The following is a 12,316-nucleotide window of genomic DNA, read 5'->3' as shown; positions in this document are numbered from 1 at the left end:
CATGCGGCCTGCCAAAGGCCGCTTTTCTCTGTCATGAACAGGAAACATGGTGCCAGTGCCCCCGCGTTGCAACGCCTTGTCACACCTGCTTTAATCGCATGGCGGAGGCATGAGCGGACATGAACATACAGTATCTTGTCACCTCGCTGGAAGGTGGTGGAGGGGCGTTCTCCCTGCCCCGTATCTTACGCACGATCGAACAGTCAGGCAGCCATGTGCAACTAAGTGCGTGTGAGCCGCGTGATGGCCTTGGCGGCCTGCGCCTGCGCAATGAAGGATTTGCCTTTACCCTGCTGGCAGACAGGAAAAGGAACAAGCTTTTCTATCTGCGTAATTTTATAAAACAGGTCCGGCGTGAACGGCCCGATGTCATCTGGACATCGCTGAGTGTTGCGGGTCTTGTCGGCCAGATTACAGGCCGCCTGTGTGGCCTGCCCGTTGTGTCATGGATGAACAACGCCAACGCCAAACCCTATACAAGGCTATTCAGCCGTTTTACCGACCTGTGGATTGCGGACTCCCCCTCCGTGCAGCGCTACCTACGCGAAAGCCTTGCTATTCCCGCACAAAAAATCATGGTCTGGCCGCTTTACTGCGCCACAACACCCCAGACCCTCCCCCACTACTGGCAGGGAAACAGCCCCCTGCATCTGGGTAGCCTCGGCCGGCTGAATGAACAGAAAAACTATGCAGCGCTTATCAGAGCCATTGGCCGTTTTTTCGAAAACGCACCACAATGGCGCGGCTCCCTGCGGGTCTCCCTTGCGGGCGATGGGCCACTGCACGCCAGCCTGCAAGACCTGATCGACCAGCTAGGGCTCAACGGCACCATAACCCTCACCGGACACCAGAACGACCCCGATGCCTTTCTTCTGACGCTGGATGCCTATATCCAGCCCTCGCTTTACGAAGGCATGTGTCTGGCCGCCCATGAGGCCATGGCCATCGGCCTGCCTGTTATTGCCACACCCGTTGGAGAACTGGCTCACAGCATTATCCGGGGCCAAACGGGCTTTGTTATCGGCCAACCGGTGGAAGAGAGCTTAGCCGCCATTTTGGAAGAGATTTTCACGTATCCCAGCAGACTTGAACACTATGGGCGTGCAGGTCGTGCGCTTGTGCGCACGAAATTCAGCACCGAAAACTTCCATGCCGCTGGCCTTTCTGTCCTTGAACGGATCAGGTCATTAGTCACGCATTCATGAATGCAGAATATAACGTCATACACATTATACCCCATTATCAATGAGTAGGGTCTGATCCTAAAGTGCATGATTGCGGCATCTTCCTGCCGGTGCGCCATGAAAGGATCACTCGAAATGCAGACAAGAACACTCGGCCATAACGGGCTGGAAGTGTCAGCCATTGGTTTTGGCTGCATGGGGCTCAACTTCGGCTACGGTCAGGAGCTGGACAGGCAGGACAGTATCGCCCTGATCCGCAAGGCGGTTGATCTTGGTGTTACCTTTTTCGATACGGCTGAAGTCTATGGCCCTTACACCAATGAGGAAATAGTAGGCGAGGCACTACGTCCTGTCCGAAAAGATGTTGTTATCGCAACCAAGTTCGGCATGAACATTGTCGATGGCCGGATGCAAGGCATGAACAGCCGGCCCGAGCAGATCCGTGCTGTCTGCGATGCATCGCTCAGGCGGCTTGGGGTTGATGTCATTGATCTGTTTTACCAGCACCGGGTTGACCCCGCAGTGCCGATTGAAGATGTGGCAGGCACGGTCAAGGACCTGATTGCACAGGGTAAGGTGCGACATTTCGGCCTGTCGGAGCCCGGTGCCGCAACCGTGCGCCGCGCCCATGCTGTTCAGCCCGTTACCGCCTTACAGAATGAATATTCGCTCTGGACCCGCGGCCCGGAAACCAACGGTATCCTGCAAGCCTGCGAGGAACTGGGGATTGGCTTTGTGCCCTATAGCCCATTGGGTAAAGGCTTCCTGACAGGAGCCATGAACAAAGGTAGCACTCTAAGTGAAGGCGATTTTCGTAAGCTCCTGCCCCGCTTCACACCTGAGGCCATGGAAAAAAATCAGGCACTGATTGATCTGCTGATCCGCATGGCCAACGAAAAACAGGCCACACCAGCACAGATTGCCCTTGCATGGCTTCTGGCGCAAAAACCGTGGATTGTCCCTATTCCCGGCACCACCAAGCCGGCCCGTCTGGTAGAAAACCTTGGGGCTGCTGAGGTTGTGCTCACGCAGGATGATCTAACAACAATCCGTAACGCGCTGGCGGCCATTGATATCGAGGGCGAACGCTATCCGCCCGAATTTCTTGCCACAACCGGCCGATAAAAGCAGTTGAACCATGCACGATAATATTACAGGAAAAGTCATTGTCATTACCGGCGCCAGTAGTGGACTGGGGGCCGCCACGGCCCGCTATCTGGCGGAACGAGGGGCCAAGCTGGTTCTGGGAGCCCGCAGGCTGGAGCGGCTGAAAAGTCTGGCATGGGATATCAACCTGCCCGCTTCTGCCGCCATCAAAACCGATGTGACAGACCCCGCGCAGGTGCAGAACCTTGTCAACAGCGCCGTGCAGCAGCATGGCCGGATTGAGTGATGATCAACAATGCCGGGATCATGCCCCATTCCCTACTGGAACAAGCGCGCATTGATGACTGGAACCGCATGATAGACATCAACCTCAAGGGCGTTCTTTACGGCATTTCTGCTGCCCTTGAGCCGATGAAACGGCAGAAAGCAGGCCATATCATCAATGTCTCATCCGTTGCCGGACATAAGGTGCGCCCCGGCAGTGCCGTCTATGCCGCCACAAAAGCGGCTGTGCTGATGCTGTCCGAAGCCTGCGGCAGGAGGTCAAGCCGTATAATATCCGCACCACCGTTCTCTCCCCCGGTGCCGTGCAGTCCGAACTGCCGCAGAGCGTCACGGACCCGAACATGGCAAAAGCCATAGAGGATTTTTACGAAACCTACGCCATCCCCGCAGACAGCTTTGCCAGAGCCGTTGCCTTTGCCATCAACCAGCCAGACGATGTGGATATCAATGAAATCCAGTTTCGTCCCACCCGGCAGGATTTCTGAGCAGAACTGAGACTACCCCGCAGCCCTATCCATCATGGACAGGGCTGCGGGGCAGAAAAACGGCCTAGGCCGCCTGCAATGTCGCCATATCAATGACAAAGCGATAATGAACATCCGCTTTTTCCATGCGGGTAAAAGCGTGATTGATTTCATCCATGCGGATTGTTTCAACGTCCGGCAGAATGTTCTTACGCGCACAGAAATCGAGTAGTTCCTGTGTCTGCTTCAGCCCACCAATGGGAGAACCCGCAATACGGCGCCGGCCCAGCAGCAGCGGTACCGTTGTGGGGGCTGCAATCGGCCCGATCTGCCCTACGATAACCAGCGTGCCATCCACATCCAGCAACGGCATGTAAGGGTTGATATCATGGTCAACCGGGACGGTATCAATAATCAGGTCAAACGCATTGGCGGACTTTGCCATGGCATCCGGGTCGGTGGAAACCAGCAGGCCATCAGCCCCCAGTTCCAGCGCATCATGCTTCTTGCTATCGCTGCGGCTCAGCACCGTAACGCTAGCCCCCATAGCGGCTGCCAGCTTGACCGCCATATGCCCAAGCCCCCCAAGGCCGATAACACCCACACGGCTGCCGGGACCGACATTCCATGTCCGCAGGGGCGAATAGGTGGTAATACCCGCACAGAGCAGGGGCGCTGCCTTGCTGATATCAAGCCCCGCAGGCACCTTCAGGGCAAACTCCTCACGCACACAAGGTGCTTGGCATAACCGCCCAGCGTGTAATCCTTGGTCACCCGGTCAAAGCCGCCATATGTGCCGGTATTGCCTTCGCGACAGAGCTGCTCCTCGCCCTTGCGGCACTGGTCGCACTGCTGGCAGCTATCCACCATGCAGCCCACGGCTACGAAATCACCCACTTTGTGGCGCGTGACATCCGGGCCCGTTTCAATCACACGACCAATGATTTCATGGCCGGGAATGGCAGGATAGAGTGTCCAGCCCCAATCATTTCTGGCCCAGTGGAGATCGGAATGGCACACGCCACAATAGAGAATTTCCATCACCACATCGTTCGACCGGGGCTCACGCCGCTCAAACTGGAAAGGTTCGAGTTCAGCCTCTGTCGATGTGCAGGCAAATCCAATGGTACGCATTATTTGTCCATTCCTTGCTGTTTCTTTGAAGCATCACTCTTTTGCATGACAGCCCGCAACGCGCCCAGAGCCGTTGAAGCCGTAGGCCAGCCTGCATAAAATGCCAGATGCGTAATCAGGTCTTTGAGTTCATCCAGAGAAACGCCGTTGCTGAGCGCTTTTTCAAGATGTGGCGGCAGTTCGTTCACCCGGTACAATGCCACCAGCGCAGAAACCGTGATCATGCTTTTATCACGAGGCGACAGACCGGGGCGTTCCCAGATTTCATCAAACAGAACGCGATCTGTCAAATCCGCAAAATCGGGAGCGACATCGCCAAAAACCTGCTGCCCTATGGCTGAGCGCGCTTCATGGTGCCACCTGCTGCGCATAATCGGCATCAGACACATGCTCAAGCCATGTCACAGCCGACCCCTCGTGCATTTCCGCAATGGCGATATGCGTCATCGCACATTCCCGTGAGGCACCGTGCCAGTGCTTTTCGTCCGGTTCGATCCAGACCACATCTCCGGGGCGGATCAGTTGAATTTCCTCCCCTTCCCGCTGCACCATACCCAGACCAGCCGTAACCAGCAGTGTTTGCCCTAGCGGATGTGTGTGCCAGGCTGTTCGCGCACCCGGCTCAAAGGTTACGGTGCCCGCACTGAGCCCGCCACTCCCCGCAAACGGGGCATCTATCCGCACCGTGCCTGTAAACAATGCCTCCGCCCCCCGCACTGAAGCAGAGGAGCCGCTTCGCCTGATTTGCATGACCATTCTCCATGAATTTTACCGGCCAGCAGCCATGCCAACCGCTCTGGCAGAAATGTAGGCATGCGGCATTACAGCGATTAGATGCTATAAATGGCATAAAGCCATATCAGGAGTTCATTAATGCGACGCGAGGACCTTGTTGACCTCAACGCTTTTCTGGCAGTCGCGGAAGAATGCAATTTCACCCGCGCCGCCGCACGGCTGGGTACATCGCAATCCTCTCTCAGCCATACCATCCGCAGACTGGAAGCCCGGCTAGGCGTACGGCTGCTAACCCGCACCACCCGCAGTGTATCCGTAACCGAAGCAGGACAGAAACTGGTTGATACCCTCAGACCCGCTCTCGAAAGCATTGACGACCAGCTTGCCAGCCTGAGTGTACTGCGTGAAAAACCGGCAGGCACAATCCGTATCACCACATCTGATCACGCGGCACGCACCCTTTTATGGCCCGCGCTCAAACGCCTGTTACCCAATTACCCGGATGTGCATGTCGAACTCAGTATCGATTCAACCCTGACCGATATCGTATCCGACCGCTTTGATGCGGGCGTAAGGCTGGGCGAGGCCATTGCCAAGGATATGGTAGCAGTACGGATCGGGCCGGACCTGCGCATGGCTGCCGTGGCGTCCCCCGCCTATTTTGCGCGCAATCCGCCCCCCCTAACACCTGACGATCTGGCCCAGCATCAGTGCATAAACCTGCGGTTTCTAACCACTGGCGGGCTTTATGCGTGGGAACTGGAAAAAGATGGGCGTGAAATCCGCGCCCGGGTGGAAGGGCAGCTTACGTTCAATAATACCGATATGATCATTCAGGCGTCCCTCGCAGGGTTTGGCATCGCTTTCCTGATGGAAGATCATATGGCGCCTTATCTGGCCACCGGCCAGCTTGTCCGCGTGCTGGAGGACTGGTGCCCTCCGTTTGCCGGTTATCATCTTTACTATACCAGCCGACGCGAACCCTCCGCCGCCTTCAGTCTTCTGGTTGAAACCCTACGTTACCGCCCACAGAACAGGCCATGATTATTTCTTTTCTTCTTCAAAAAGAGCGCTATCGCGCAGACCGGTTTCAAGGTCTTTCCATACCAGCCCCAGTTCACGCTCGGCTTTTTCTGAAACAAGGGTAATATCCTGCCTGAACAGGGAAAGCAGACCCGGCGACATAAACGGCGGCAGATCAAGGGAAACAGGGAGTTTCCCCACCAGTATTTCAAGTATTTTCAAAGCGGGTGCAAAAACCTTGCCTTCCGCTTTGAGCATTTTTTCACCAATCCGCCGCACTGGCACCGCACCCAGCGCCTTGGCAAAACTGATGAAATAATCATTCCACGTAGGAGGATTTTTCATCGCCAGATTAAACACCTGCCCCGCACACTCAGGCCTGCGGATACCGGCAATAACAGCCGCAGCCACATCATCCACATGCACAAGATTGGCAATGCCATCGCCAGCGGCACCAAGGTCACCCAGCCGCCGCGCTTTCAGCAGGCGTGCAATCCGGCTCGACCACGCTGGGCTACCCGGCCCATAGATACAGCCGGGCCGCAGGATTATACGCCGCGGATAAGACGCCATCAGGCGCTCTATTTCCACCTTGGCATTGGCGTAGGCTCCAATATCCCCACGCAGCGGGGCATTTTCGTCCAGCAGGCCGCAAGCACTGCCATAGACAGCCATGGAGCTGAAATGCACAATCAGCGGCCCGTTTGAGCGCGCCGCCTGCAACAACGCCTGCGCGGAATGCTTCATAACCGTCGGGTCAGACCCAATACAGTTTACGACAACATCAATACCTGAAATATGTTTTTCTAACTCAACAGGGTCAGTCGCATCAAAACAGACACTGGCATGCCCCATTGTGGAAGACTGTCGGCGCAGGCATGCTATGGGCTGCATATCCTCACACCGGGACAGGGCATCCATCAGCTTGCGGCCGACATACCCACCGGCACCCAGAACAAGAACAGTGCGCTTCATATTTCTAGGTTCCTGAAAAATCGAGTGATTGTAAATGATCGGCAAGACGGAGCGACAGGGCCACAATGGTCAGTGTGGGATTGGCCTGACTGGATGTGGGGAATACACCCGAACCCGCCAGATAAAGATTGGCAACCCCATGCACGCGGCAGTCAGAATTGGTAACACTTGTGCGGGGTGAATGACCCATTCTCACCGTGCCGATATGGTGTCCGCCATAGGCCCCATAACGGGTCATTTCCTTTTCCACGTTATGGGGGTCATAATCGAAAGACCCCACACCGGAATCTGCCATATCCTGCTGCAGCAGTGCCAGAGAACGTTTGACGGTATGCACATCCTGACTGACATAACGCCAGTCTATTTCTATCTTCTGCATGCCAAGCGGGTCTCTGTCATGCGCGAGCCCTACCCGACTCATGGGGTCTGGTGTCTGCTCCGCATGGAAGTCCAGACTGTAAAGGCCCGTGCGTGATTTTATGACAACGGATGGAAACTTGCGTGCGGCCAATTTTCTGTCCCGCAGCATATGCCAGGCAAAACCCATGATATCAGGCGCACCAAGGGCAACATTTTTAAGGTGATGGCACCAGTCACGCCAGCTTACCGGGTCTTCCTCAAACAGTCTTTTAGCATATTCGTAAGAAATAAACGGCTTTGCGCAATAAAGAGCCGAGAGAATACCATTGCCGTGGCTAGGGTCGGTAATACGGGGATGGTGCAAGCGGGCAACGAAACTGCCAAGCTGTTCGCGTTTCTGAACCTCCGGCCTGAGTGCAAGACGCCTACGGCAATAAATGCCCTCATCGGAAATATCATACCCATTCCAGACCGATGCGGGCGGAATGGAAAAATGGATACCGCCCATCGTCCCGGCGATGTGGCACATGTAGTATCGTCCGACGACATCATGCTGGTTACCAATACCCTGCGCATGCACATCCCGGTTGGCCAGCAGCAGGCGAACCGTTTCCAGCCCGCCCGCACACAGCACAAAACAGGTGGCCCTGACGGAGAAACCATTGCCTGACAGGGTTTTGGCTTCCAGTTCCGTTACCCTGTTGCCATCTGGTGAAAGAGCGATGCGGGTCAGATTGGCATGCAGCAAGATCTGGATATTGGGTGCGGAGAGTTTGTCATGGTAGCGGATGTGGAAATCAGTCGGACAACTGAACCGCTCCATTGTATCCATTGTAAAATGGCGCTGATCAAATCCGGGAATCATCGGCTTTAATGGCCGGGTAAAAGCGGTCTCGCTGCGATAATCAAAAACACCCGCCTCGCACAAGCGGTTCGCCTGTGGGTAATACCGGGCAATTTCGTCATAACCTATCGGCCAGCCGCTATGGGGCACATAGGATCTGGCTTCAAAATCCAGCGGATCATACGGCACACACCGCCCACCCCAGATGGTGGTGGTGCCGCCAAAACGCCTTTGCCTATAACTCTCGGTGGGGCTGTGCAAAGCTGGGTTGACCACATGCCCTTCATACAGGGCCTGTGTCGCGGCCTCTTCCTTTTCTCCTCCCGATTCCAGCAGAAGAACCTTATAACCAGACTGCGACAGACCCAGCGCCAGACTGATGCCCGCTGCACCAGCACCGACTATACAAAAGTCAGCCTGAAGCACCGTGGCGTCCGGCAGCGTTCTGGCATCTGAAATCATAGCTTACCGTTCTTTTCGCTTGGCAATAGACTGCTAAAACTGGCCGACTGTTCCGTATATTTATTAACAAAATATCTCATAACATCCCGACCAGAACTGTTTTTTCAAGAAATGCAGCTATACCCGGGTCGGCTTACAGGCCAAGAAAGGCAAACGGTTGAGTGTCCTTGAACTGATCATTGGCCATACCGGCATAGACATGCGTCTGGTTCGGCCCGAGTTCGAGTTTTTTAACCCGTCCGGTTTTTTCAGAAAAATCCAGCGCTTTCAGGTCTACCCAGAAAACATTCGGTGTTACCGCTGATTCAAAGAAATAGAGCATGCGCTTCTGGTCTGCGACCGTGCGCCAGCGTGTGGAGGAAATATTGGGCTCATTGGGCGTGCTGATGCCATACGGCACGGACACATTGCGGATCACGCTGAAAACACTGGCGATAGCCTCTACCGGTGATTCGCTTTTGGGGATGGCATTCACGTAAAACGCGGCGCGTGCGAAGCGGTCAGATGCCCGGTTGGTGCCCGGCAGCATAACCGTGCCACCAATCTGGCTCCAGTATTCATACAGCGCCAGTTGCTTGTCGAAGCTCGGGGAATTGGTCATGACCTGATAGGCAGGGCTATGGTGGATAACCTGCTTGCCATCGATATATTCAATAATGGCACTATCGCCCGAGGCATCAGAAAGCGAAAGATGTAGGCTGCCAGACGATTTTCGCCGGGAACCTGAGCCGTTACAATGGTAAATGGTTCTTTTTCCAGAACCTTGACCGCTTCACTCACCGTAGCAAAGTTATCCAGCACATATTGCGCCCATGCCGCGAGCGACAGGCCGGGCGTCTTGCCATCGTAATGGGGGTAAGACGATTCAGCCAGCCACAGCACATTGGCCACAAGCCCGGCCTCATTCATGCCATCGGTGGTGGATACATCATAGCCCGAAGCAATCACACTGCCGTATTTCGAAACCCATTCGACCGAATGCGGCCCGGCGGCGCCCGAACGCTTCATGCCGCGGGGGAACAGCCAGAGATTGGTGCCGACATCGCTTTTCCAGTCCATGGACCGCGCGGTAATCACCTCGTCATGGGCACCATGATAAACAAAGCGCGTGCAGGCATCCGCAACCCCGGAATACTCTATGCCAAACGGCATAGTCATGGCGACGCACGCCATCATGAGCGAACGCATTCTGAATTTCATGCCAGCTTCCCTTTCATAGCCGCGCCGGACGCTACTGCGCGCCGGTCGGCCCACCCCCTCTGGCATACCGATACCGGAAGCCGGGCCTGTGTCATGTTGTCACAGATTACCCTGCCACAACAACGGACAATCACACACAGGGGGGAAGCAATACCCGGCATACTCCGTGCGCAGGCCATAAACGCCCTGAGGGCTCGGCCCCTACACGCCCCAGAAGCAAAGCACACGCATACGTGAACAGGCAGACAAAGCCGAACGCCCGCCAGCAGCCTGCCCCGGCAGATCACACCAGACCACCGGGGTTAAATGCAGCGGGCCGCCTTGTCAGAAATTGGTGGTGAACTGTCCGCCAATCACGGCGGCATCGCCAAAGGTCGTGGTTGCACCGGGGCGCTGCAGATATTGGAAATCGGCCTGCAAGGTGGTCGCGCGCAGGAGGTGGAAGCTGTAAAATGCCTCATAGACATTTTCCCAGTTCTGCACGCCCCAGACCTGCCCCCACTGGTTAGACAGGAACGGCACTCCCAGTGCCTGCGATGATTCCTGCTGCATGGTAACCGTCCGGCTCATATCCATATGCTGGAACATGATCCCGATCTGGTCACTACTACGCCGCCAGGCTCCCCGGTTTCCACCAGACCGATCCATTCATGGTCACGCATGGCTACGACATTCCCCTGAGAATACGCGGCCCCACCCAGCGCAATCAGACCATCGGCCAGGCCCGAGCCATTGCGGATGAGCATCTGGTCGAACATGAGCCATGCGCTCCACATACCCGAGCGGTAACGCCGGGGCAGACCCGTTTCCTGAAAGGAGTTACCGTTAATATCCGCATAAAGGTCTGGGTAGCGGGAGTTATCGTACCACATGCCGATCTTGTAATTGCCTCGCAGTCGGTCATGGCCGAAGGAAGGCATCCAGCCGATTTCCACCTGCGATGACAGCTTGCCAAGCCCGCTCTGCGCCATGGACCAGCCCGAAATGCCACCATTATAATCATGCGGCGATACGACAAAAACACCGCCCATGATATAGGTCTGCTCTGTCGGGCGCAGGCGCAGCACGCCACCGATATTGCCAGATGGCCAGTCCTTACCCCCCGGCACATATTTACCCGGCGCAAAGTTACTGCATATGGAAACATTCATGAACGAACAGGCAATATAATCGAAACCGAAAAAACTACCTGTCGGGATATAGCCCAGAGAAAGAATCACCCTGTCATCCAGAAACGCCTTTTCAGCGTACATCGAGACAAGATGCGCCACGACATTGCCGCGTGCGCCATAGATTTCTTCAGGATTTGTGACGGAATCCCCCAACGTATGGCTAAAACTGCGCCCATGACCGTTAATAACGATCATATGGGTCCACAGCCCTTTCACACCGGCCAGTTGCTGCCAGTCGATATCCAGCGCTGCCGCAACCTGCCCTGCCAGCACATTGTCACGCGTACGCCCCCCTGTGACATTAGCCATATATTCTTCGTTAAGCGCGACATTGACGTAAAAACCATGCTTGATCAGCATGGTTGCAGGCCGCCCCAGTCTCCAAACAGATGCGGGTTGCCATTCAGTGTCGGCACGATCGGCCCTACCGCAAAGTTTCCTATCCCCTCCATAGCGAAGGCGCGCGATTTATAGGACGATGGTTCCGCCGCGAACTGGGATGTCTCGCTCTGCGCACTGGCTTTATGGGCCAGAAGGACAAAACCCGTAAGCATGCAAAGAAAAACGCCGATAAATCTGTTCAGGAAAGTCTGACGTCCGCTTTTCATGCAGGGTCCTTTGTCTTTATCTGGGGGCAATAGCTGAAACGGGCGGCCCTGCCCCTAAGTGGGCAGCACACCGCAAAACCGCGTTCAGAAGATGAAGGAAAACATGCGCACAACACCCATCCGCAAAGACAGGGGCCGGGCGGCATGGTCAGGCCCACGCCGGAACGGCTGGCCATTGTGTTCAGGAGTGCTCAAGAGAGTCAGAAAGATGCTGTGAATTTACGCACAGCAAGCTGCAGGTGGAAAACCGGGCCAACAGAACCTGCCGCCTCTTTTCCCCTGACTGTCACCGAACTGCTGCGTAACATTTTACGTAATAACACAAAATCTCTCTTGATAGGATGGTGGAGGCACTGAACAGTGCGCAGGAAACAACCACATCAAAAGAATACATGAAAACAGATAAAGTCACAACCTCAACAAAAAAGACATTCACTGTGACATAAAAGACGCCATCATTTTAGAAGCCAGTGGAGGATCGAACAGTAGCCCTCCCATCGCTAATTATTGATGGAAAAATAGAGAATTTTATAACCACCATACAAACCTATACTACCCATTAAGTATTTATTCTTCAATAAGCACAACATATTGATTTACATGCAATACTTTCTGCCGATTTTCCCGCAAAATCAGACCGCCAGTACCATTGGAAGCACATCAGAAACCAGACGGCGCGACAATTCTGCTTCCGCATGGTTTGAAAGTGCCTGTCTGCGCATCATCAGTAGCGGCAGCATGATTGCACCCATAACCATCATCA

At 55.1% G+C, this 12,316-nt stretch carries 15 protein-coding genes and 1 pseudogene; 6 read left to right on the top strand and 10 right to left on the bottom strand.

The annotated features are described in order from the left end of the window. The first annotated feature begins 119 nt into the window (after positions 1 to 119). The 5 genes from JCM25143_RS02550 (at position 120) to JCM25143_RS25350 (ending at position 3,061) form a co-directional block, all read left to right on the top strand. Entirely contained in the window at positions 120 to 1,205 is a 1,086-nt protein-coding gene (locus JCM25143_RS02550; RefSeq protein WP_025859920.1) for a glycosyltransferase, read from the top strand. 114 nt (positions 1,206 to 1,319) lie between these two features. Then, a complete protein-coding gene (locus JCM25143_RS02545) occupies positions 1,320 to 2,309 on the top strand; it encodes an aldo/keto reductase (protein ID WP_025859919.1) in 990 nt (329 codons plus the stop codon). Positions 2,310 to 2,322: 13 nt separating this feature from the next. Next, entirely contained in the window at positions 2,323 to 2,577 is a 255-nt protein-coding gene (locus JCM25143_RS25360) for an SDR family oxidoreductase (protein ID WP_025859918.1), read from the top strand. Next, positions 2,577 to 2,933, top strand: coding sequence for an SDR family oxidoreductase (locus JCM25143_RS25355; RefSeq protein ID WP_025859917.1), 357 nt, complete (start codon positions 2,577 to 2,579; stop codon positions 2,931 to 2,933). The genes JCM25143_RS25360 and JCM25143_RS25355 overlap by 1 nt, the downstream gene beginning before the upstream one ends. After that, the gene (locus JCM25143_RS25350; protein WP_408735019.1) at positions 2,918 to 3,061 is read left to right on the top strand and encodes a hypothetical protein; all 144 of its coding nucleotides are present in this window, start codon (positions 2,918 to 2,920) and stop codon (positions 3,059 to 3,061) included. The genes JCM25143_RS25355 and JCM25143_RS25350 overlap by 16 nt, the downstream gene beginning before the upstream one ends. 64 nt (positions 3,062 to 3,125) lie before the next feature. Here the strand turns inward: JCM25143_RS25350 and JCM25143_RS25070 are convergent, their stop codons facing one another. From JCM25143_RS25070 to JCM25143_RS02515, 4 genes are read right to left on the bottom strand one after another with little or no spacing between them, the layout of a single operon-like run. Next, positions 3,126 to 3,770: a zinc-binding dehydrogenase gene (locus JCM25143_RS25070; protein WP_369347348.1), complete on the bottom strand. Its 645-nt coding sequence runs from the start codon at positions 3,768 to 3,770 to the stop codon at positions 3,126 to 3,128. Further along, a complete protein-coding gene (locus JCM25143_RS25065; protein WP_369347347.1) occupies positions 3,749 to 4,174 on the bottom strand; it encodes an alcohol dehydrogenase catalytic domain-containing protein in 426 nt (141 codons plus the stop codon). The genes JCM25143_RS25070 and JCM25143_RS25065 overlap by 22 nt, the downstream gene beginning before the upstream one ends. After that, positions 4,174 to 4,545 (bottom strand): carboxymuconolactone decarboxylase family protein, encoded by a 372-nt coding sequence (locus JCM25143_RS02520; RefSeq protein ID WP_025859916.1) that lies wholly within the window; start codon positions 4,543 to 4,545, stop codon positions 4,174 to 4,176. Before JCM25143_RS02520 ends, JCM25143_RS25065 begins: the two co-directional genes overlap by 1 nt. Further along, entirely contained in the window at positions 4,523 to 4,924 is a 402-nt protein-coding gene (locus JCM25143_RS02515) for a (R)-mandelonitrile lyase (RefSeq protein WP_025859915.1), read from the bottom strand. The genes JCM25143_RS02520 and JCM25143_RS02515 overlap by 23 nt, the downstream gene beginning before the upstream one ends. Before the next feature lie 123 nt (positions 4,925 to 5,047). Here JCM25143_RS02515 and JCM25143_RS02510 point away from each other — a divergent pair, with 123 nt between their 5' ends. Beyond that, positions 5,048 to 5,953, top strand: coding sequence for a LysR family transcriptional regulator (locus JCM25143_RS02510; protein WP_025859914.1), 906 nt, complete (start codon positions 5,048 to 5,050; stop codon positions 5,951 to 5,953). Here the strand turns inward: JCM25143_RS02510 and JCM25143_RS02505 are convergent, their stop codons facing one another. From JCM25143_RS02505 to JCM25143_RS24595, 6 genes and pseudogenes are all read right to left on the bottom strand, one after another. Further along, complete coding sequence (locus JCM25143_RS02505; protein WP_025859913.1) at positions 5,954 to 6,907, bottom strand: NAD-dependent epimerase/dehydratase family protein; 954 nt, start codon at positions 6,905 to 6,907, stop codon at positions 5,954 to 5,956. It lies immediately after the preceding gene. Positions 6,908 to 6,911: 4 nt separating this feature from the next. Continuing rightward, a complete protein-coding gene (locus JCM25143_RS02500; RefSeq protein ID WP_025859912.1) occupies positions 6,912 to 8,573 on the bottom strand; it encodes an FAD-dependent oxidoreductase in 1,662 nt (553 codons plus the stop codon). 133 nt (positions 8,574 to 8,706) lie between these two features. Continuing rightward, positions 8,707 to 9,219: a linear amide C-N hydrolase gene (locus JCM25143_RS24605; RefSeq protein WP_267879904.1), complete on the bottom strand. Its 513-nt coding sequence runs from the start codon at positions 9,217 to 9,219 to the stop codon at positions 8,707 to 8,709. Further along, positions 9,171 to 9,773, bottom strand: a complete 603-nt coding sequence (locus JCM25143_RS24600) for a linear amide C-N hydrolase (RefSeq protein WP_267879903.1) — start codon at positions 9,771 to 9,773, stop codon at positions 9,171 to 9,173. The genes JCM25143_RS24605 and JCM25143_RS24600 overlap by 49 nt, the downstream gene beginning before the upstream one ends. 324 nt (positions 9,774 to 10,097) lie before the next feature. Beyond that, positions 10,098 to 11,499: pseudogene (locus tag JCM25143_RS16155) on the bottom strand (carbohydrate porin). A gap of 686 nt (positions 11,500 to 12,185) precedes the next feature. Then, the gene (locus JCM25143_RS24595; protein ID WP_267879902.1) at positions 12,186 to 12,314 is read right to left on the bottom strand and encodes a hypothetical protein; all 129 of its coding nucleotides are present in this window, start codon (positions 12,312 to 12,314) and stop codon (positions 12,186 to 12,188) included. Positions 12,315 to 12,316: the final 2 nt, after the last annotated feature.

The organism is Acetobacter papayae JCM 25143, from assembly GCF_000613285.1.
GTDB lineage: Bacteria > Pseudomonadota > Alphaproteobacteria > Acetobacterales > Acetobacteraceae > Acetobacter > Acetobacter papayae.
This window is presented reverse-complemented; position numbering and strand designations above follow the sequence as displayed.